Below are 19928 nucleotides of genomic sequence, written 5' to 3' on the forward strand. Positions count from 1 at the left end.
GCCCAGATGACCGACGCCACGAGGCCCAGACGACGCCGTTCGGCGCCCGAGGTGCGGGCCGAGGAGATCGTCCTCGCGGCCCGCGAGCTGTTCGCCGAGCAGGGCATCGCCCACACCTCGACCAAGGACGTCGCCGAGCGGGCCGGCGTGGCCCGGGGGCTCGTCTACTACTACTTCCCCGACAAGGACGCGCTCGTCGACGCGGTCCTCGAGGGGTACGTCGCCGAGTTCGTCGAGGCCGTGCACGCCTGGGACGCAGCCCGCGAGCCGGGCAACATCGACAAGGCGCTCGTCGACTGCGTCGCGATGTTCCGCACCCACCTGCGCTCGGTCGACCCGCTGCGTGACGACCTGCAGCGCGCCGAGCACACGGGGCTGTACAACCGGTTCCTCGACCGCGCCGTGCGCGCGGTCGTCGAGTGCGTCGAGGCCACAACGGTCGAGGCCTACGCGGCCCGGCACCAGGTCCGCATCGAGCACGTGCCCGAGACGTTCTACGTCCTGGTCTACGGCCTCGTGGGCCTGGCCCGGAACTGCCCCGAGGTCGACGACGCGGTGCTCGTGACGATCGTGCGGCAGGCGCTGCACCTCGAGGGGGCGCGGGCCGATTCCGAGTGACGCGACAGCACGGACCACACCGGTGCGCCGGGGTCCGCGCCCGTCCACCTGGCGCACCTCCCCCACCCGCCGGGACGACACCTGCCGTCCCGCCGTCCTGAGAAAGGGAGCGACGTGTTCCTGTTCGACTCCATCCCCTGGCAAGCCGCCGTCATGTGGTTCGTGGTGCTCGCGGCCCTCGTCGGCCTCAACGAGCTGGTCCGCTGGTCCAAGACCGCCGCGATCGGGATCTTCATCGTCCTGCCGGTCCTGCTGACGATCTTCGTGTGGCCGCACACCGCGGGCGCCGGTTCCTCGACCGGCACCTGGTTCCACTGGGTCAAGGTGTACTCGGCCCTGGCCGGGTGCATCGGCTTCATGCTCATCCGCTACAACCCTCGCATCGCGGCCATGAAGTACGCGTTGCTGTTCCCGCCCGCGATCCTGGGCCTCAACATCCTCGAGGCCGTGATCCGCGACTTCCAGGTCTCCGGCATGCACGGCATGGTCGACGGCGTCTTCATGGTCGGCGGCTCGTGGAACATCATGAACGGCGTCGCGGGCATCCTGAACCTGCTGACGATCTGCGGCTGGGCCGGCATCTACATCACGCGCGACCGGTTCAAGGACATGGTCTGGCCCGACATGATGTGGTTCTGGATCATCGCGTACGACCTGTGGAACTTCGCGTACGTCTACAACTGCGTGGGTGACCACGCGTTCTACGCGGGCGCGGCACTGCTCATCAGCTGCACCATCCCGGCGTTCTTCCTGCGCAAGGGCGCCTGGCTCCAGCACCGCGCTCACACGCTCGCGTTCTGGATGATGTTCACCATGGCCGTGCCGACGTTCGTGTCGGACTCGACCTTCGCGGTCGACTCGTCGCACAACCCCACGGCACTGTTCGTCGTGAGCCTGGTCTCGCTCCTCGCCAACGTCGCGGTCGCGGTCTACCAGGCCAAGGTCATCGTGACGAGGCGGCGCAACCCGCTGCGCGACGAGCTGTTCACCGACCACAAGTCCTACCAGGAGCTCGCCAAGGACCGTCCCGCCCCGAGCCCCGTGGCGGCAGCCGCGGGCAGCGTGACCACCTGAGGTCCTCGGACCACGAAGCGCAGGGACCTCCGGCTGCGGCCGGAGGTCCCTGCGCATGCGGCGGGATCTACCGCTGGTGGGGCTGCGGTCCGCTGGTCGCGTCCTCGAGGGGCCCGACGGCGTCGCTCGCCTCGTCCTCGTCGGTCACCAGGAGCTGGCCCTCGGCCAGGGACTCCGCGGCGATCTCGTGCTCGACCGAGGTCGCGAGCGGCTTCTCGTGGATGAAGCACAGGGCGATCGCGGCGATGAGCGCGAGCGGCACCATGTAGAGGAAGAGCGGCACGAGCGCCTCGTTGTAGGACTCGATCACGAGGGCGCGCACGCCGTCGGGCAGGGACTGGACCAGGTCCGGGGTGAGCGAGCCCGTCCCGCCCGCCGACCCCGTGCCCTGCGGGAACTTCTCCGCGATGAGGGTGGTCAGACGCGAGATGAAGACGCTGCCGACCACGGCCGATCCCAGCGTGGCACCGACCTGACGGAAGTAGTTGTTGGCCGCGGTCGCGGTCCCGACCTCGCGCAGGGGGAACGAGTTCTGCACGATCAGCGTGAGGATCTGCATGCTGCTGCCCAGCCCGATCCCGATCACCGCGAGGAACACGCAGATCATCGGGGTCGCGGTGTCGGCCTTGACGGTCGAGAGCAGCGCCAGACCCACGCCCAGGATCAGCGAACCGACGATCGGGAGGACCTTGTACCTCCCGGTCCGCGAGACCATCTGGCCCGTGATGACCGAGGTGACGAGCAGCGATCCCATCATGGGGATCATGAGCAGGCCTGCGACGGTCGCGCTCGCGCCGGTCGCCATCTGGAGGTACGTCGGCATGTAGCCGATCGCGCCGAACATCGCGATACCGGTCGCGAGCGCCGCGATGGTCGTGACCGTGAAGTTGCGGTCCGCGAACAGGTGCAGCGGGATGATCGGCTCGTCGGCACGCTTCTCGACGAGCACGAACGCCACGGCGGCCACGACCGCCAGCGCGATGAGCCCGAGGATCGTCGCCGAACCCCACTCGTACTGCGAGCCGCCCCAGGTCCCGACCAGCACGATCGCCGTGGTGGCCACGGCCATGAGGGCCATGCCGAGGTAGTCGTGGCGCACGCGCTCCGCGCCTCGCTGCTTCCTGGGCAGGTGCAGCAGGAAGATCGCTGCGAGCGCGGCGAGGATGCCCAGGGGGATGTTGATCCAGAAGACCCAGCGCCAGCCGGGCCCCTCGGTGAACCAGCCGCCCAGCAGCGGTCCCGCGACCGAGGAGACCGCGAAGACCGCGCCCATGATGCCCATGTACTTGCCGCGCCCCCGCGCGGGGATGACGTCGGCGATCGCGGCCTGCGACAGGATCATGAGCCCACCGCCGCCCAGGCCCTGGACCGTGCGGCCCACGATGAGCAGGTTCATGTCGCCTGCGACGGCGCCGATCACGGAGCCCGCCATGAACAGCAGGATCGCGGTGAGCAGCAGGGGCTTGCGGCCCAGGACGTCCGAGATCTTGCCGTAGATCGGCATGGTGATGGTCGAGGCGAGGATGAAGGCCGTGATGACCCAGCTCATGTGCTCGACGCCGTTGAGCTCGCCCACGATGGTGGGCAGAGCACTGGACAGGACGGTCTGGTTGAGCGACGCGAGCAGCATGGTGACCATGAGGCCCATGAACAGCAGGACGATCTTGCGGTCCTTCGGTGCTGGGGCCGCCGCGGACGTGGCCTGTCCGGGCACGGTGGGAGCCGCGCGCCGGGTGGGTGCCGGCGTGCCGCCGGCCGGGGTGGGGTGGGTCATAGCGTGGCCTCGAAGACCTCTCGGAAGATGGTGATCGCTTCGCTGATCTCGGCTTCGGCGTCGGCGTCGCTCAGGGCGGCTCCGGGGTCGCGCGAGTACGCGAAGCGCATGATGGTGCCGGCGAGCATGAGGAGCGCTCGGGCGGTGTCGGGGCTGTCGGGCAGGCCCAGCGACGCGAGCTCGCTGAACCCCGTCCCGTCCTCGGCCCGGTCGGACAGCAGGTCGTTCACGAGCGACTCGACCTGGGAGACGTAGCCCATGGCGTGCCGCCGCAGCTCGGGGTGCTCCCGCACGAGCGCCTTGCGCTCGGCGAACGGCACGCCGGGGTGCAGCGTGGACCGCAGGATCGAGAGCAGGAACCGCACGACCCGCTCGAACGCGGGACCCTCGGTCTCCGCGCGGAAGGCGGCGAGCGCCTCGTCGGAGACGCTCGGGGGCACGAGCCCCAGGATCGCCTCCTCCTTGGTCGCGAAGTAGTTGAAGAACGTCCGCTGCGAGACGCCTGCCGTGGCGGCGATCTCCTCGACGGTCGCGTGGTGGAGCCCCTTCTCGCGCACCAGGGCGGAGGCCGCCTGGTGGATCGCGAGCCAGGTCTCGGCGCGCTTGCGTTCGCGGAGGGACGTCGGAGGGTTGTGCATTACTGCACTATATGCACGACTGCAAAGGTTGCACAACTGCACGTTCGAGGTCTAGGCGCCGGGAGCGGAGCGGCCGTCGTCGGTCGGGCCGGTCGACGACGGCCGCTCCGCACTCACGAAGGGTCGCCGACCCCCACGCCCGTCACATCCCCATCCCACCGTCGACCGGGAGCCCCGCACCGTTGACGAACCGCGCCGCGTCCGATGCGAGGAACACGACCGCGTCGGCCATGTCCTCGACCGTCCCCAGGCGCCCGGAGGGAGTCAGGTCGACCACGGCACCGACCGCCTCCTGAGCCGAGCCGTACAGCCCCAGGGTCGCCATGTCGTTCGCGAGCCCCGCACCCATCGCGGTCGGCACGAGGCCCGGGTAGACGCAGTTGACCCGGACGCCGTAGCCGAGCTTTCCGCTCTCCATGGCGGCGACGCGCGTCAGGCGGTCGACCGCGGACTTGGTGGCCGAGTAGACGGAGATGCCGGGGAAGGCGATCGTGGCCGCGACCGAGGAGACGTTCACGATCGCACCCCCGGAACCAGCGGGCCCACCGGGGCGCATCGCCCGTAGGCCGTGCTTGATCCCGAGCGTGGTCCCGAGGACGTTCACCTCGAGCATCCGCCGGACGTCGTCGGGATCGACCTCGGTGAGCAGCCCCGAGATCTCGATGCCTGCGTTGTTGACCAGGACGTCGAGACCACCCACGGCGTCGATCGTCGCGGCGATCGCCCGCTCCCAGTCCGGCTCCACGGTGACGTCGAGCCGCGTGAACGCGTGCTCCTGCCCGTGCTCGGACGGCAGTCCGGCCGCGACCTGCGCCCCGCTGTCCTGCAGGTCCGCGACCACGACGGTCGCGCCCGCCGCCGCGAGAGCGCGGGCCATCCCTTCGCCGAGGCCCTGGGCCCCGCCCGTGACGAGGGCCCGGCGCCCGGTGAGGTCGAACACTGTCATGGCATCTCCTGAGGTGTCGGCAGGGCGGCCGAGACAGGGAGGACGGGCCGCACGGCGGCCGGTCGCCACCGCTGAGGCGGCCGAGAAGTGGTGCGCGTCACATGCTCGCCGAGTCCCCGGTACCCGTCAATCGCTCGCTCGCCCGGCGGCCCTCGCGATCACCACCCACCGAGCGCAACCACCCGCCCCGGGCAACCATGGACCCATGGCCTCCTCGACGGCGGCGCAGACCGTGAGCGTCGGCGGTCACCGCCTCAAGCTCACCAACCTGGACAAGGTCCTGTACCCCGCCACGGGCACGACCAAGGGCGAGGTCCTGGCCTACCTCGCTGCGGTCGCCGACGCCCTGCTCCCCCACGCCTCGAACCGGCCGGCGACGCGCAAGCGCTGGCCCAACGGCGTCGAGGGACCCGTGTTCTTCCAGAAGAACCTCGACGCGGGCACCCCCACGTGGGTCCGGCGCCGCACGATCCAGCACAAGCACAGCACCAACGCGTACCCGCTCGTCAACGACCTCGCGACGCTCACGTGGCTCGGCCAGATCGCGGCCCTGGAGATCCACGTGCCGCAGTGGCAGTTCGGCCGGACCGGGGTCCAGAAGAACCCGGACCGCCTGGTCCTCGACCTCGACCCCGGTGAGGGCGCGGGGCTGCCCGAGTGCGCCGAGGTCGCCCGCCTGGCCCGCGAGGTGCTGCGTGGCATGGGCCTGAACCCCCTGCCCGTGACGAGCGGCTCCAAGGGCATCCACCTGTACGCAGCCCTCGACGGGCACCAGACCACCGACGAGGTCAGCGCGGTGGCGCACGAGCTCGCCCGCTACCTCGAGGCCGAGCACCCCGACCTCGTCGTGAGCGACATGAAGAAGTCGCTGCGCGGCGGGAAGGTGCTCGTCGACTGGAGCCAGAACAACGGCAACAAGACCACCATCGCGCCCTACTCGCTGCGCGGCCGCACCCACCCCACGGTCGCCGCTCCGCGCACGTGGGAAGAGCTCGACGACCCCGACCTCGCGCACCTCGACAAGGACGAGGTCGTGGAGCGCGTGCGGACGGTCGGCGACCCGCTCGCGGCGCTCACCGCGGGCCACCTGGCCTCGCTCGAACCCACGCCCGAGCGCATGGCGACGTTCGCGCGCAAGGGCGCGACGCCGTCGGGCGGGCAGGGCACAGGGCCCGACGGCGAGCCCCACGTCCGCGACGACGCCCCACGGCGCGACCGCCTCGAGACCTACCGCGCCAAGCGCGACGCCTCGAAGACCCCCGAGCCCGTCCCCGACGAGGCCCCTGCGCCGAGTCGAGGGAACTCGTTCGTCATCCAGGAGCACCACGCGCGACGCCTGCACTGGGACTTCCGCCTCGAGCACGACGGCGTGCTCGTGAGCTGGGCCCTGCCCCGCGGCGAACCGACCGACACCCGGCAGAACCATCTCGCGGTCCAGACCGAGGACCACCCGCTCGCCTACGGCTCGTTCGAGGGGACGATCCCCGCGGGTGAGTACGGCGGGGGCGAGGTGAGCATCTGGGACGCCGGCACGTACGAGCTCGAGAAGTGGCGCGACGACGAGGAGGTCATCGTCACGCTGCACGGCGAGCAGCACGGGACACGGAGGCTCGCGCTCATCCACACGGGAGGTCATCAGGAGCGCAGCTCGTCGGGCAGTGCGAGCAGAGCCGAGGAGAACAACTGGCTCATCCACCTCATGGCCCCGCGCGACGAGGCCCGTCCCACGGGCCACGCGAGGCCTCGCAGCAGGGCGTCCGGGCAGCGCCCGTCCGAGACCGACGACGAGCCCGTCGGGGTCGCGCTGCCGCGCCCCATGCTCGCGACCGCCGGGACGGTCGAGACGCTGACCGCCGAGGGCGACCCCGACGACTGGGCCTACGAGATGAAGTGGGACGGGTTCCGCGTGATCGCGCAGGTCACGGGCACGGCCGACGGGTCAGGCGACGGCGCCCCTTCGGTCCGCCTCGTGAGCCGCAGCGGCAAGGACATGACGCTCACGTACCCCGAGCTCCAGGACCTCGCGGTCCGCGTGCCCGCCGAGGGCCTACCCGTGGTCGTCGACGGCGAGATCGTGGCCCTCGACGCGCACGGGCGACCGAGCTTCCGCCGCCTGCAGCAGCGCGCGAACCTGACCAAGGCAGGCGACGTCGCGACGGCCCGCGCCAAGGTCGGGGTCGAGCTCATGCTGTTCGACGTCCTGTCCGTCGGTGGGCGCTCGCTCGTCCGGCGCACGTACGACGAGCGGCGCGAGGTCCTCGAGGACCTGGTCGACGGCTCGGGGATCGTGCACGTCCCGCCCGCTTTCGACGGCGACCTCGCGGGGGCCGTGGCGACGAGCCGGCAGCTCGGCCTCGAAGGAGTGGTGGCCAAGCGGCGCACGAGCACCTACACGGCCGGGCGGCGCTCGCGGAGCTGGATCAAGGTCAAGCACTCGCACACCCAGGAGGTCGTGGTGGTCGGGTGGCGCCCGGGGCACGGGGACCGGTCGCACCTCGTGGGCTCGCTGCTGCTCGCGGTGCCCGACGACCAGGGCCTGCGCTACGTGGGCCGCGTCGGGTCGGGCTTCACCGAGAAGGACCGGCGCGACCTCGTGACGCGGCTCGGCCGGATCGAGCGGGTCACGAACCCGGCCCTCGACGTCCCGGCCGCGGACGCCTCGGACGCCCGCTGGGTCACGCCGCACCTGGTCGGCGAGGTCGACTACGCGGACTGGACGAGCGCGCCCGAGGGCGACGGCAAGCTGCGGCACGCGGTCTGGCGCGGCTGGCGCCCGGACAAGTCGCCCGAGGACGTGCGCCGGGAGGGCTGAGCCCTCAGTCCCGCGCGGTCTCGCCCTGCTGGGCGAGGCGGGCGCGCGCCGCGTCGCGACTGGTCCGCAGGTGCCCGACGGCGAGCCGCGCCGCCTCCTGCCCGTCGCCCGCGCGGATCGCGGCGAGGAGGCCCCGGTGCTCGTCGACCATCTCCTGGAGGTCGACGTGCTGCCCGAGCAACCAGCGCAGCCGGCTCGCGGTGATCGCACCGATCTCGTCGAGCAGGGGGCTCGCGGCGGTCGCGGCGACGAGCTCGTGGAAGTCGGCTCCGGCCCGGTGCGCGGCTGTCGCGTCGTGGTCGCGCGCCGCCTGTTCCTCGCGGTCGAGCGTGGCCTCGAGCTCGACGAGCCGCTCGGGGGTCCTGCGCTCGGCCGCGAGGCGGAACGTCAGGGTCTCGATCGCGGAGCGGACCTCGATGAGGTCCTCGACGTCGGCCTCCGTGAAGGTGCGCACGACCGCCCAGGTGCGGGGACGCGGGGTCACGAGCCCTTCGGCGATGAGCGTCTTGAGCGCGTCGCGCACGGGGACGCGGCTCACGCCGAGCTCGGTCGCGAGGTCGCGCTCGACGAGCTTGTCCCCCGGGGCCCGCTCGCCGTCGATGATCTGCTCACGCACGATCCGGGCGACACGGTCGGCCTCGGGCTCGAACCGCTGGTCAACGCTCATGGGTCCATCCTCCCGCGACTCGACGCCCGCCCGGGCCGTCCACAAATGGTATACCATTTAGCGATGACGACTCCCTGGCGCCCCCGCGACCCGCGTCGCCGCGCCCTGGTCGGCGGCGTCGGCCTCGCCGTCGCCGCACTCCTCGCGGCCTGCTCCCCGGCTTCCCCGGGCGGGCCTGGCGGCACGTCGACCGCGAGCGCCGCACCCCGCGCGAGCACCGCGCCGGTTCCCGAGGCCTCCGCTCCCCCCGAAGGCGTACCGGAAGCCGACGCCGGCCACCCCGCTGCCCCGCGCCTGCTCCTCGCGACCGAGGCCGGGTCGGACGGGCTCGCGATCGTCGACCCGTCGATCCGCGAGGGCAGCGCCGTCGTCGATCGGGTCGTCGTCGGCCCGGCGCCGTGGGGCGTCGCCGTGCACGCCGCGAGCGGGCGGGCGTTCGTCTCGACCGCGCAGGGCGTCGCGGTCGTCGACCTCGCGGCCCGCGAGCGCATCGACCTCATCCCCTACCGCGACGCGCCGCTCGACGTCCGGTTCGGCGAGTATCGCCGCGGCGGCATGGGCATCGCCGTCTCCCCGGACGGGGCGCGCGTGCACGTCGCCGTGCACCGCGGCGACTCCTCGACCCTGGAGACGATCGACGTCGCGACGCGCGAGGTCGTCGCGAGCACCCCCGTGGGCCTGCGGCCGTTCGACGTCCTCGTCTCGGCCGACGGCGCACACGTCTACACGGTCGACCACGACTCGTTCACGGTGCACGTCGTGGACACCACGACGTTCGAGGCGCGGCGCATCGACGTGGCACCGTTCGGTACCGAAGGTGGCCTGGCCTCGTGGGAGAAGCCGCACTACGCGGCGCTGACCCCGGACGGTGACCTCCTCCTGCCCTACCAGGGGCTCACCCTCGTCTCCCTCGACCCCGACGACGGGACGTGGACCAGCACCCCCCTGACCGCGAACAGCCACCAGCACGGAGTCGCGCTGGTGCCCGACGGCCGCGTCGTCGCGGTCGGCAACGGCTCGTTCGGCACGGCGACGGGCGACCCCAACGTCACGATCCTCGACCCCGCGACGGGCGCCGAGGCCGTCGTGCCGCTCGACCGCCGCCACGAGACCGTCACGACCTGGACCGACCCGGCGACGGGTGCCCTCCAGGCCGTGCTGTCGGGCGGCTACACCCAGGCGCAGTCCTGGGACGGGGCGACCGTCGTCGACCTCACGACCCACGACACCTACGAGATCAGCATCCCCGGGCGACCGCAGGTGGTCGTCCCGCTCCAGGAAGGACCCCTCCCATGACCCCCACCTCCCAGCCCGTGACCGTGCTGCGCAACGTCCGACCCTGGGGCGGCGAGGCCGTCGACCTCCACGTCGCGGACGGACGCATCTCCCGGGTGACGCCCCACGTCCCGGCCGGGGCGGCGCCGTCGGGCAGCGCGGATCCCGCCCCGGGCGAGGTCGACGGGCGGGGCCTGCTCGCCCTGCCCGGGTTCGTCAACGCGCACGCGCACGTCGACAAGAGCTGGTGGGGCAAGCCCTGGGTCAGCTACGGCGGCGAGGCCACCACGCAGGGGCGCATCGCGCACGAGCGCGAGCACCGCGACGAGCTCGGCATCCCCGGCGTCGACGTCACGGTCGCGGTCCTGCGCGAGTTCCTGCGCCACGGCACGACCGCGATCCGCACCCACGTCGACGTGGACCTGGGCCTCGGGCTGCGCGGCATCGACGTGGTCCGCGAGTCGCTGTTCGTGCTGGACGGCGCGGTCGACGCAGAGATCGTCGCGTTCCCCCAGGACGGCGTCCTGCGCCGGCCCGGAGTGCTCGAGCTGCTCGACGCCGCGGCCGCCGCGGGGGCCGAGCACATCGGCGGGCTCGACCCCGCCTCGATCGACCGCGACCCCGTGACCCAGCTCGACGGGCTGTTCGAGATCGCCGAGCGGCGCGGCGTCGGGGTCGACGTCCACCTGCACGACGGCGGCGAGCTGGGCGCGTTCCAGATCGAGCTCATGATCGAGCGCACGGTCCGCGCCGGGCTCCAGGGCAAGGTCAACGTGGCGCACGGCTTCGCGGTCGGGCAGCTGCCCGCGACCCGCATGGCCGACCTGGTCGAGGCCATGGGCGACGCGGGCATCAGCATGACGACCGTCGCACCGATCGGCGCGACCCCGCTCCCCCTCGACCTGCTGCGCGAGCACGGCGTGCGCGTGGGCCTGGGCACCGACGGCATCCGCGACCTGTGGGCGCCCTACGGGACGGGCGACCTGCTCGCCCTCACGACGCGCCTGGCCCAGCTCGCGCGCTTCCGCTACGACGAGGACCTGGTCCGCGCGGCCCGGCTCGCGACGAGCGACGCAGGCTTCTTCGTGGGCCACGACGTCCACGACCTGGTCGTCGGGTCACGGGCCGACATCGTGCTGGTCGAAGCCGAGAACACCCAGGACGCCGTGGTCCGCGCGCCGGCCCGTGCGCTCGTCGTGGCCGCCGGCCAGGTCGTCGCCCGGGACGGTGAGGTGCTCGTCTGACGGGCGCGCCGGGCCGGACGGGCCGATGAGTTCTCCGGGGATGCCCGGTCTACACCGACGACACCCTGTCCTCGCCGACCGGAGCGGCACCCCGGCGGCACGTCCGAAGGAGAACGACATGGCCGGAACCCAGATCTTCGTCAACCTGCCCGTGGCAGACCTCGAGAAGTCCAAGGCGTTCTACACGCAGCTCGGGTTCTCGATCAACGAGCAGTTCACCGACGAGAACGCGTCGTGCGTGGTCATCAGCGACACGATCTACGTGATGCTCCTGACCCACGAGTTCTTCCGCCGCTTCACGCCCAAGTCGATCGTCGACGCGCAGGGAGCGACCGAGGCGATCAACGCGATCAGCGCCGAGTCCCGCACGGGCGTGGACGACCTCGCGGACCGTGCGCTCGCCGCGGGGGGTGCGCAGACCAACCCGCCGCAGGACGAGGGCTTCATGTACTCGCGCAGCTTCTCCGACCTCGACGGTCACCTGTGGGAGGTCATGTACATGGACCCGAGCACGATCGAGGGCTGACCGACCGGGACGCGACGGGCGGTGGTGGCCGGGGAATGCCTCGGCGCCGCCGCCCGTTGCCGCCTGCATGCGAGCCATCACCTACTCCCGCTACGGCGGAGCCGACGTCCTCGAGCTCAGCGAGCTCCCCACGCCCAAGGTCGGACCGGACACCGTCCTGGTCCGGGTCAAGGCCACGAGCGTGAACCCCGTGGACTGGAAGGTCCGCGAGGGCTACCTCGACGCGATCATGGACGCCACGTTCCCCGTGGTGCCGGGCTGGGACGTCGCGGGCGTGGTCGAGCGCGTCGGCCTGGACACGCCCGAGCTCTCGGTCGGTGACGAGGTCTTCGGCTACGTCCGCAAGGACGTCGTCTCCGGGGGCACCACGGCCGAGCTCGTCGCAGCCCCGGTCCGCACGCTGGCCCGCAAGCCCTCGTCCTGGACGTGGGAGCAGGCAGCCGGCGCGCCGCTCGCCGGGCTCACGGCCCTGCAGACGATCGACCGCGCCGGAGTGACGAGCGGTCAGACCGTGCTCGTGCACGCGGCCGCGGGCGGCGTCGGGTCGATGGCCGTCCAGATCGCGGTGGCGCGCGGGGCGCGCGTGATCGGCACCGCGTCCGAGCGCAACCACGAGTACCTGCGCTCCCTGGGCGCCGAGCCCGTGACGTACGGCGAGGGCCTGGCCGAGCGCGTGCGCGCCCTCGCGCCCGACGGCGTGGACGTCGTCCTCGACTACATCGGCGGCGAGGCGCTGGCCACCACGCCCGACGTCCTGCGCGAGGGCGGCACGGTCGCCTCGGTCGTCGACGCCGCAGCCCGCGACGAGCTCGGCGGGCACTACGTCTGGGTCCGCCCCGACGTCGAAGGGCTGACCGAGCTGGCCCGCCTCGCGGACGCCGGACAGCTCACGGTCGACGTCGCCGAGGTCTACGACCTGGCCGACGCCGCGAAGGCCCACGAGGCGAGCCGGACCGGGCACGTGCGCGGCAAGGTCGTCATCACGGTCTGACCTGCCTGGCCGCACCGTGGGTGCGGAGTTCTGGTGCGACTCGCCGGGCGTGCCGCACCAGAACTCCGCACCCGACCGAGAAGGTGTCCGGGTGAAGCACTACGAGAGCAGCGTGCCCGAGGACGAACCTGCGGTCGGACCCGACGAGGTCGATCCTCCCGGAGCGCCCCTCGACGCGAGGTCCGCGCACCGGATCGCGCTCCGCCATCGAGAGTGGTCCCTCCTCGACCGAGGCGGGCGCGCTGGGCGGCTCGAGGCAGACCGCCGCCTCGACGACTACGAGGAGGTCGCCCGACGGCTCCTGCACGACCTCGACCCCCTGCCGCTGCTCGACGCCCTGATCGCGCTGGGCGTCGAGAGCGACGACGACGGCGCTTTCCTCGACCGGGTCAGCACGGGCGCCGTCGAGGACGTCCTGCACCACCGCGCCGACCTGCACCAGCGGATCGCCGACCGGTGCCGTGCCGAACCGTCGTGGTCCGAGGCCGTCCGCGGGGCGACGATCGACCCCGAGCTCGCGGCCAGGCTGCCGTCACCGCTCCCCGGACTCTTCCCCGCCCCTCCCCCGGAAGCCGCCGGCACGGGCAGCCCGGGGCGTCGGAACGGCCGCAGGCCGTCCCTCCGGCAGGACCGCACCGGTCGGCGGGGGCGCCGCACGGTTTGACCGCAGCCCGGCCGTGCTGCACCGTGAAGCCCATGCCCGCCACCGTCCCCGCCCTCGTCGCAGCCGACACCGCACGCCTGCGGACCCGCGCAGCGCGGCACGCTCGCTCGCTCCCGCTGGCCGCAGCCGGGGTCGCCACGCTCGTGATCACCGGACTGAGCCTGCTCGCAGGCGACTGGTTGTGGCTCATGGTGCTCGTGCCGCTCGCGGCGTTCCTGCTGACGTTCCTGACGGCTTTCGTGCTGCGACTGCCCACCGGAGTGGGGGTCGGGAGCGACGGGTACGGGATCGCGATCGTCCTGAGCGCCGTGATCGCCTTCCTGCTCCCCTCGATCAGCTTCTGGATCGGCGTGCCGTCCATCCTGGGGATGGGCCTGGCCGTCCTGGGGCTGCGTGCCTCGGACCGTTTCCTGTGGCTGGCGGGCATCGCGACGATGGCGGTGTCCTTCGTGCTCACCGCCACGGGTGACGCCCTGTTCGACCCGTCCGTGCCCACGGCGCTCGGCGGTCTCGCGCTCGGCCTGTGCCTCCTCGTGGCCGCGGGCCTCGCGCTCCGCGGGGAGCGGCTGACCCTCGCGTCGGGCGACGGCGCGCTGAGCATCGGCGACCCCGCGACCGACAACCTGCGCGTGCTCGCGGTGCTCGGGGACGCCGACGAGGCCGACCAGCCCGCGCTCGCCCGCCTCACGGGCGTCGAGGAGCGCAACCTCGCGGCACGCCTGCACGACCTCACCGAGGCCGGCCTGGTTCGCGCCCGGATCACCAAGAACCGGAACTGGGCACAGATCACTCGCGAAGGCCGCGAGGAGCTGCGGACCCGGCGCGAGGCGCTGCGCGGCGTCGCGGAGCGCCGCAAGGCCTGAGACCGCACCACACCCCCGGCCCCGCGAGGGGCCGCGCAGCCCGACGACGACGAGGTGGGCCGACCTCGCGGGCTGCGCTCCGCCGTCGGGCACCCGCTCGTCCGGCGTACCCGCGCCGCCGGTGGCAGGCTGGCCCCATGAGGGAGTTCACCGCACAGGACTTCGCCGCGCGCATCGACCGCGCGGCTGCCCAGGCCCGCGACGCAGGGCTCGCCGGGGTGCTCGTCACCCCCGGCCCGGACATGACGTACTTCACGGGCTACACCCCCACGGCCATGACCGAGCGCATCACGCTGCTCGTGGTCCCGGCCGACGGCGAGGCGACGATCGTGGTGCCCGTGCTGGAACAGCCGGACCTGGACCGCGCGTCCGGCGCCGCGGCCCTGCACGTGACCCCATGGACCGACGGCGTCGACGAGTACGCGGTCACGGCCGAGTTGCTCGACCCCGCCGGGCGCTACGCGATCTCCGACTCGGCGTGGGCCATGCACCTGCTGGGGCTCCAGCGCACGCTGCCGGACTCGTCGTACTCGGCCATGACGCAGGCCCTGCCCATGCTCCGCGCGGTCAAGGGACCCGACGAGATCGAACGGCTCGCGTCCGCGGGAGCGGCGAACGACGCGACGTTCGCGGACATCGTCGAGATCCGCTTCAGCGGGCGCCGCGAGCTGGACGTCGCCGCAGACCTCGCGGGCTTCCTGCGCGACCACGGGCACTCGCAGGTCGACTTCACGGTCGTCGGCTCGGGACCCAACGGCGCCAACCCGCACCACGAGGCGGGCGACCGGGTCATCCAGGAGGGTGACATGGTCGTGCTCGACTTCGGCGGCCTCAAGGACGGCTACGGCTCGGACATGACCCGCATGGTGCACGTCGGCGGCGACGTCACGGACCAGCAGCGCGAGGTCTTCGAGATCGTGCGTGCCGCGCAGCAGGCCGGCGTCGACGCGGTACGTCCCGGGGCGACCTGCCAGGACGTCGACCGTGCCGCCCGTGCCGTGATCACCGAGGCCGGGTACGGCGAGCAGTTCATCCACCGCACGGGCCACGGGATCGGCCTGACGACGCACGAGCCGCCGTACATGATCGAGGGCGAGGAGCAGCCCATCGTCTCCGGGATGTGCTTCTCGGTCGAGCCGGGTATCTATCTCCCAGGGAACTTCGGGGTGCGCATCGAGGACATCGTGGTCGCGTTCCCGGACGACGTGCCCGACGGCGCCCGTCGCCTCAACAACGCGCCGCACGACCTGCACGTGGTCGAGTAGGCGGCCCTGCGGGAACCGTGGCGGACGGGCACCCGGCGCACGGCCCCACGCGCTAGGTTCGCGGCGCTCGGACGCCGGGGCGTCGAAGATCGACGTCGGCTGGTCGTCACGGTCATAGCTCTGCATCGACAGGACGAGGCGCTCCGACATACCCATCAGCGGGGCGATTTGCTACGTTTCGCCCATGCCATCAGTCGAGCAGGCGTCAACCTCACACCTCCAGCAGGCGGGGGGCCGTCGACGACTCGTCGCGGGTACTGCACTGGCCGCGGCAGCGCCGACCGCGCTTATCGGCTGGGCGCTCAACGAATACCTCTACGAGCTGAAATGGCTTGGCTCCTCCAGCGGTTGGCTCGACGGCAGACCCGACCAGCTCGTCGTCGTGGCAGGCACTGCAGGCATCGTCCTTCTCGTCGGGGTGGCATTCGGTGCCTACCTGCTCGGTGCCCGCCGAACGTCCTCCCGACGCCTCTCGCCCAGTCAGACACTGGTGTGCACGATCACCGGCATCGGAGTCCCTCTGGTGCTGCTCGCCCTCGTGCTGCTCGTGTGGGCGGCAGCATCGCCGCTGACCTCGACTCTCGTCCCTGTCCGATAGCCTCCTAGCACCCTTCCGCAGGCCTAGAATCTCGCGTCTGGCCTGAGACGACGCGCGCCAGGTGGACCGCAACGGCGGCCACGACCAGGACACCCAGAGCCCCTCGGCACGACGAGCTACGCGACCACAGCCGTCTTGGACACTCCTGTGCTCGCGGCGCGAGTGAGTCACACCCCCGGTCCTGCTCCCGCCACTGGTTCGAGGGCTCGTCCGGGTCCCGCTCAAGCCTCCGCCGCGTCCGCACCCGCTGAGGCGTCGGTGACGCCCGCGGCCACGACCTGCTCGTTGCGGATGCCCGCCCAGCTCACGAGGCCGCCCGCGACGAGCAGCGCGGCCGTGACGATCAGTGCCCGGTGGAACCCGGCGACGTCGAGCACGGGACCGATGACGATGCCCGCGCACGCGATGACCACGAGGCCCGCGATGCGCGACACCGCGTTGTTGACGGCCGACCCGATGCCCGCGTCCGCGGCCGGGATCGAACCGAGGATCGCCGCGGTCAGGGGCGCCACCGTGATCGCGAGGCCCAGGCCGAACAGCAGGATCCCGGGGAGGAGCTGCGTGAAGTAGCTCGCCTCGGCGGTCGTCGTGAGCATGAGCAGGTACCCGCAGCCCGCGATCAGGGGGCCCACCGTCATGAACAGGCGCGGCCCGTAGCGGCCCGCGAGCGCCCCGAAGCGCGAGGACAGGAACAGCATGAGGAGCGTCACGGGCAGCAGGGCGAGGCCTGCGAGCGTCGCGCTGTACCCGGCGACCTGCTGGACGAACAGGGTCACGGCGAACCCGCCGAACGCGAGCGCCCCGTAGATCGCGGCCGTCGCGACGTTGCCCGCGGCAAAGTTGCGCACCGAGAACAGGGACAGCGGCAGCATGGGGTCGGGGGCTCGCCGCTCCCAGCCGAGGAACGCCACGAGCGCTGCGATCCCGACGACGAGCGGCACCCACACGACCGGACTGCCCCACCCGAACCTTCCGTGCTCGATGAGCGCGAAGACGGGCCCGGCGAGCCCGACGGCCGCGAGCACCGCACCACGCACGTCGATCCGCCGTCCGGTCTCGGTGGTTCCCTCCTCCAGGCCGTGCAGGATCCACAGGGTCACGGCGACGGGCAGCAGGTTGATCCCGAACACCCAGCGCCACGAGAGCGTGTCCACGAGCACACCCCCGAGCAGGGGGCCCGCGATCATCGCGGTGCCCGTCCAGGCCGTCCAGGTGCCGATCGCCTTGGCCTGCGCCGCGCCGCTGAACGCCGAGATGATCATCGCGAGCGAGCTCGGCACGAGCAGCGCGCCCGCGACACCCTGGAGCCCGCGCGCGACCACGAGGAAGACCCCGGTGGGTGCCAGCGCGCACAGCACCGACGTGACCGCGAACCCGAGCAGCCCCCACCACATGACGCGTCGCCGCCCGTGGACGTCGGACAGCGAACCGGCCACGAGGATGAGCGAGCCGAGCGTGATGAGGTACGCGTCGACGACCCACTGCTGGAGGGCGAGCCCTCCGAGCGCTCCCCCGGCGAGCTCGTCCGCGATCGCGGGCAGCGCGACGTTGACCACCGTCCCGTCGAGGAAGGACACGAACGAGGCGAGGATCGCGACGAGCAGCACGCGGCGTTGAGCGGGCGTCACGCCTCCACGCTAGCCCCGCCGTCGAACCTCCACCGGGTCGCGGTGTAGTCCTCGCCGCGCCCGTAGGCGTGGACCGTGACGGGGCGGACCTGGAAGACGTGGGCCTCCCCGGCGGCAGGCGGGTCGGAAGACGCGCTCTCCGAGGGCGCCTCGCTGTCCCAGAACGCCCCGTCACGCACCTCGAAGCGCCAGTCGTACTTGCACGCCCAGCGGTCGGCCAGGCGTTGGAGTACATGGTCCTCCGTGAGGCGTTCGGCGGCTCCGGCGAGCACGACGTCGAGCCCCTCGCTCATGAGGTTGGTGCCGGTGGTCAGCACGCACCAGGGGTTCTCCTCGAGGTTGCGCGCCTTGCGCTCGGTGCGGCCCGTGCAGAAGTGGAGCGCACCGTCGGCCCAGACGGTGATGAGCGGCGTGACGTGGGGGCGCCCGTCCGGGCGGACCGTGGACAGCCAGAAGATCTCGGCGGCCTGGAGCACCTTCAGGGCGTCCGCCCAGGAGGTGGGGGCTGCGCCGGGGGACGAGAAGTCCGTCATGAGCTCGCCCGCGGTGCCACCGTCGGGGGTGGGCGCCGGGTCGGGCTGCGCGATCGATGCCGTGGTCATGGAGGCCCTCCGTCTCTCGGTCGGCGCCGTCGCCGCACCGTCCTCCTTCGACCGGCCCGGGCCCTCGAACTCATCGGTGGGGTCCGCAGATCATCACCGCCGACATCACGACGAGGACGGCGAGCGGGAAGGCCACCGACCAGGGCGGCACGACGTGCCAGACCTGCGCCAGGGCGGCAACGGTCCCCGCGGCCCCGAGCCCGGTCCCGAGGACGACGGCCGCACGGCGCACCCCCGTCCGGGCGGTCCGGAAGACAAGGTTCGCCATCGCTCCGAGCAGGCTCGCGACGACCGCCGCGGCCGCCCCCGCGAGCGCCCCGAGGAACATCGACCAGGAGGCCCAGGCGGGGTCGGTCAGCCCGAAGGCCAAGCCGGTCGCCGCCCCGATCAGCGGACCCGCCGCGAGTGACGCGACCTGTCGGCGCCAGACCTCGGGCAATCCTCGGCCGGCATCGTCGACCACGGTCGGTGTCTTCGGGCCGTCGACGGCCATGGCGGCCATCCTGCACCGAGGACGCCGTGGACACGAGTCGCGGCCGCGTGGCGGTCGCTACCCGAGAGTGATGGGGTCTCACGCGTTGGGGGCGACGGACGTCCCAGGGCCGCGGCGCCGGACCGTCACGCCGGTCTCGCCCGACGTCGCGCCGGCGCCGCGCGCCACGGCCGTCGTGGTGGGCTCGCCCGGGACTGCCGCGGCCCGTCCGTCACCGTCGGCCCCCTCCACCACGAACCCTGCGTCGGCGAGCAGGTCGAGGTCCGCCTGCGCGGCCTGCCCCTCGCTCGTGAGGTAGTCGCCCAGGAAGATCGAGCTCGCGATCTCCAGGGCCAGCGGCTGGAGCGAGCGCAGGTGCACCTCGCGGCCGGCGGCGAGGCGAAGCTCGGCGGTGGGGCACATGAACCGCACCATCGCGAGGATGCGCAGGCACCGCTGGGGCGTGAGGTCCCAGGTGCCCGCGAGCGGCGTGCCCTCGAACGGTACGAGGAAGTTGACGGGCACGGAGTCGGCACCCAGGGCGCGCAGCGCGAGGGCCACGTCGACCAGGTCCTCGTCACTCTCGCCCATGCCGGCGATGAGGCCCGAGCAGGGCGAGAGGCCAGCTCCCCGCGCCCGCTCGACGGTCTCGACGCGGTCGGCGTACTCGTGCGTCGTGCAGATGTCGGCGTACGTCGCCTCGGACGTGTTGAGGTTGTGGTTGTAGGCGTCGGCGCCCGCCGCGGCCAACCGTTGGGCCTGGCCCTCGCGCAGCAGGCCGAGGCACGCGCAGACCTCGACGTCGGGATGCTCGGTCTTGATGCCGCCGACCATCGCGGTCACGCGCGTCAGGTCGCGGTCGCTCGGCCCGCGTCCGCTCGCGACCAGGCAGACGCGACGCGCTCCGCCCGCGATCCCGGCCCGAGCCGCCGCGACCGCGTCCTCGGTGCTCAGCCACGAGTACTTCAGGACCTGGGCCGTCGAGCCGAGGCGCTGCGAGCAGTACGTGCAGTCCTCGGGGCACAGACCCGACTTCAGGTTGACCAGGTAGTTGAGCCGCACGCGTCGGCCGAACCGGTGACGGCGGACCCGACCGGCGGCGGCCACGAGGTCGAGCAGGTCCTCGTCGGCCGTCCGCAGGACCGCGAGCGCCTGGGCGCGGGTCGGCGGTTCGTCGCGCAGGCCCTGCGTGGCGAGCACGTCGAACTGCGCGCGTGCGTCGTGAGCACTGTCGAGGGCCGGCGCGAGAACGTCAGGTCGGGGCGTGGGCG

19 protein-coding genes are annotated in these 19928 nt (G+C 72.5%); 11 read left to right on the forward strand and 8 right to left on the reverse strand.

Annotation, left to right across the window (positions count from 1 at the left end; translation table 11 throughout):
• The first annotated feature begins 6 nt into the window (after positions 1 to 6).
• Together ACFWGN_RS12865 and ACFWGN_RS12870 are read left to right on the forward strand one after the other, a co-directional pair.
• Positions 7 to 618 (forward strand): TetR/AcrR family transcriptional regulator, encoded by a 612-nt coding sequence (locus ACFWGN_RS12865; protein WP_377617265.1) that lies wholly within the window; start codon positions 7 to 9, stop codon positions 616 to 618.
• Positions 619 to 732: 114 nt separating this feature from the next.
• Positions 733 to 1692: a DUF5692 family protein gene (locus ACFWGN_RS12870; RefSeq protein ID WP_354507050.1), complete on the forward strand. Its 960-nt coding sequence runs from the start codon at positions 733 to 735 to the stop codon at positions 1690 to 1692.
• A 67-nt stretch (positions 1693 to 1759) separates the two neighbouring features.
• Here ACFWGN_RS12870 and ACFWGN_RS12875 read toward each other — a convergent pair whose 3' ends face one another.
• The 3 genes from ACFWGN_RS12875 to ACFWGN_RS12885 all read right to left on the reverse strand — a co-directional run bounded on the left by ACFWGN_RS12875 (position 1760) and on the right by ACFWGN_RS12885 (position 5050).
• A complete protein-coding gene (locus ACFWGN_RS12875; RefSeq protein WP_377617267.1) occupies positions 1760 to 3466 on the reverse strand; it encodes an MDR family MFS transporter in 1707 nt (568 codons plus the stop codon).
• Positions 3463 to 4104 carry a helix-turn-helix domain-containing protein gene (locus ACFWGN_RS12880; RefSeq protein ID WP_354507046.1) on the reverse strand — a complete coding sequence of 214 codons (642 nt, stop codon included), beginning with the start codon at positions 4102 to 4104 and terminating at the stop codon, positions 3463 to 3465. Before ACFWGN_RS12880 ends, ACFWGN_RS12875 begins: the two co-directional genes overlap by 4 nt.
• 142 nt (positions 4105 to 4246) lie before the next feature.
• On the reverse strand, positions 4247 to 5050 hold the full coding sequence (locus tag ACFWGN_RS12885; RefSeq protein ID WP_191805473.1) for an SDR family NAD(P)-dependent oxidoreductase: 804 nt from the start codon (positions 5048 to 5050) through the stop codon (positions 4247 to 4249).
• A 205-nt stretch (positions 5051 to 5255) separates the two neighbouring features.
• On the opposite strand from ACFWGN_RS12885, the gene ACFWGN_RS12890 reads away from it, so the two are divergent.
• Positions 5256 to 7862 carry an ATP-dependent DNA ligase gene (locus ACFWGN_RS12890; RefSeq protein WP_377617269.1) on the forward strand — a complete coding sequence of 869 codons (2607 nt, stop codon included), beginning with the start codon at positions 5256 to 5258 and terminating at the stop codon, positions 7860 to 7862.
• A 4-nt stretch (positions 7863 to 7866) separates the two neighbouring features.
• Here ACFWGN_RS12890 and ACFWGN_RS12895 read toward each other — a convergent pair whose 3' ends face one another.
• Positions 7867 to 8529: a GntR family transcriptional regulator gene (locus tag ACFWGN_RS12895; protein WP_377617271.1), complete on the reverse strand. Its 663-nt coding sequence runs from the start codon at positions 8527 to 8529 to the stop codon at positions 7867 to 7869.
• A 63-nt stretch (positions 8530 to 8592) separates the two neighbouring features.
• Here ACFWGN_RS12895 and ACFWGN_RS12900 point away from each other — a divergent pair, with 63 nt between their 5' ends.
• The 8 genes from ACFWGN_RS12900 (at position 8593) to ACFWGN_RS12935 (ending at position 15955) form a co-directional block, all read left to right on the forward strand.
• Positions 8593 to 9825, forward strand: coding sequence for a hypothetical protein (locus tag ACFWGN_RS12900; RefSeq protein WP_377617273.1), 1233 nt, complete (start codon positions 8593 to 8595; stop codon positions 9823 to 9825).
• A complete protein-coding gene (locus ACFWGN_RS12905) occupies positions 9822 to 11048 on the forward strand; it encodes an amidohydrolase (protein WP_377617274.1) in 1227 nt (408 codons plus the stop codon). Before ACFWGN_RS12900 ends, ACFWGN_RS12905 begins: the two co-directional genes overlap by 4 nt.
• Positions 11049 to 11166: 118 nt before the next feature.
• On the forward strand, positions 11167 to 11574 hold the full coding sequence (locus tag ACFWGN_RS12910) for a VOC family protein (RefSeq protein ID WP_354507038.1): 408 nt from the start codon (positions 11167 to 11169) through the stop codon (positions 11572 to 11574).
• 67 nt (positions 11575 to 11641) lie between these two features.
• Positions 11642 to 12565, forward strand: a complete 924-nt coding sequence (locus ACFWGN_RS12915; protein ID WP_377617277.1) for an NADP-dependent oxidoreductase — start codon at positions 11642 to 11644, stop codon at positions 12563 to 12565.
• A gap of 91 nt (positions 12566 to 12656) precedes the next feature.
• On the forward strand, positions 12657 to 13229 hold the full coding sequence (locus tag ACFWGN_RS12920; protein WP_377617278.1) for a hypothetical protein: 573 nt from the start codon (positions 12657 to 12659) through the stop codon (positions 13227 to 13229).
• Between the two features lie 32 nt (positions 13230 to 13261).
• On the forward strand, positions 13262 to 14092 hold the full coding sequence (locus ACFWGN_RS12925) for a hypothetical protein (protein ID WP_377617279.1): 831 nt from the start codon (positions 13262 to 13264) through the stop codon (positions 14090 to 14092).
• A gap of 137 nt (positions 14093 to 14229) precedes the next feature.
• Positions 14230 to 15357, forward strand: a complete 1128-nt coding sequence (locus tag ACFWGN_RS12930) for an aminopeptidase P family protein (RefSeq protein ID WP_377617280.1) — start codon at positions 14230 to 14232, stop codon at positions 15355 to 15357.
• Between the two features lie 184 nt (positions 15358 to 15541).
• The gene (locus ACFWGN_RS12935; RefSeq protein ID WP_377617281.1) at positions 15542 to 15955 is read left to right on the forward strand and encodes a hypothetical protein; all 414 of its coding nucleotides are present in this window, start codon (positions 15542 to 15544) and stop codon (positions 15953 to 15955) included.
• Positions 15956 to 16176: 221 nt separating this feature from the next.
• Here the strand turns inward: ACFWGN_RS12935 and ACFWGN_RS12940 are convergent, their stop codons facing one another.
• The 4 genes from ACFWGN_RS12940 to bioB form a co-directional block, all read right to left on the reverse strand.
• Positions 16177 to 17583, reverse strand: a complete 1407-nt coding sequence (locus ACFWGN_RS12940; RefSeq protein ID WP_377617283.1) for an MFS transporter — start codon at positions 17581 to 17583, stop codon at positions 16177 to 16179.
• A complete protein-coding gene (locus ACFWGN_RS12945; RefSeq protein ID WP_377617285.1) occupies positions 17580 to 18185 on the reverse strand; it encodes a pyridoxamine 5'-phosphate oxidase family protein in 606 nt (201 codons plus the stop codon). Before ACFWGN_RS12945 ends, ACFWGN_RS12940 begins: the two co-directional genes overlap by 4 nt.
• 70 nt (positions 18186 to 18255) lie before the next feature.
• Positions 18256 to 18678 (reverse strand): hypothetical protein, encoded by a 423-nt coding sequence (locus ACFWGN_RS12950; RefSeq protein WP_377617287.1) that lies wholly within the window; start codon positions 18676 to 18678, stop codon positions 18256 to 18258.
• Between the two features lie 78 nt (positions 18679 to 18756).
• Positions 18757 to 19857, reverse strand: a complete 1101-nt coding sequence (bioB, locus tag ACFWGN_RS12955; protein WP_377617326.1) for a biotin synthase BioB — start codon at positions 19855 to 19857, stop codon at positions 18757 to 18759.
• Positions 19858 to 19928: the final 71 nt, after the last annotated feature.

The organism is Oerskovia sp. NPDC060338 (assembly GCF_042726295.1).
Classification (GTDB): Bacteria; Actinomycetota; Actinomycetes; order Actinomycetales; family Cellulomonadaceae; genus Oerskovia; species Oerskovia merdavium.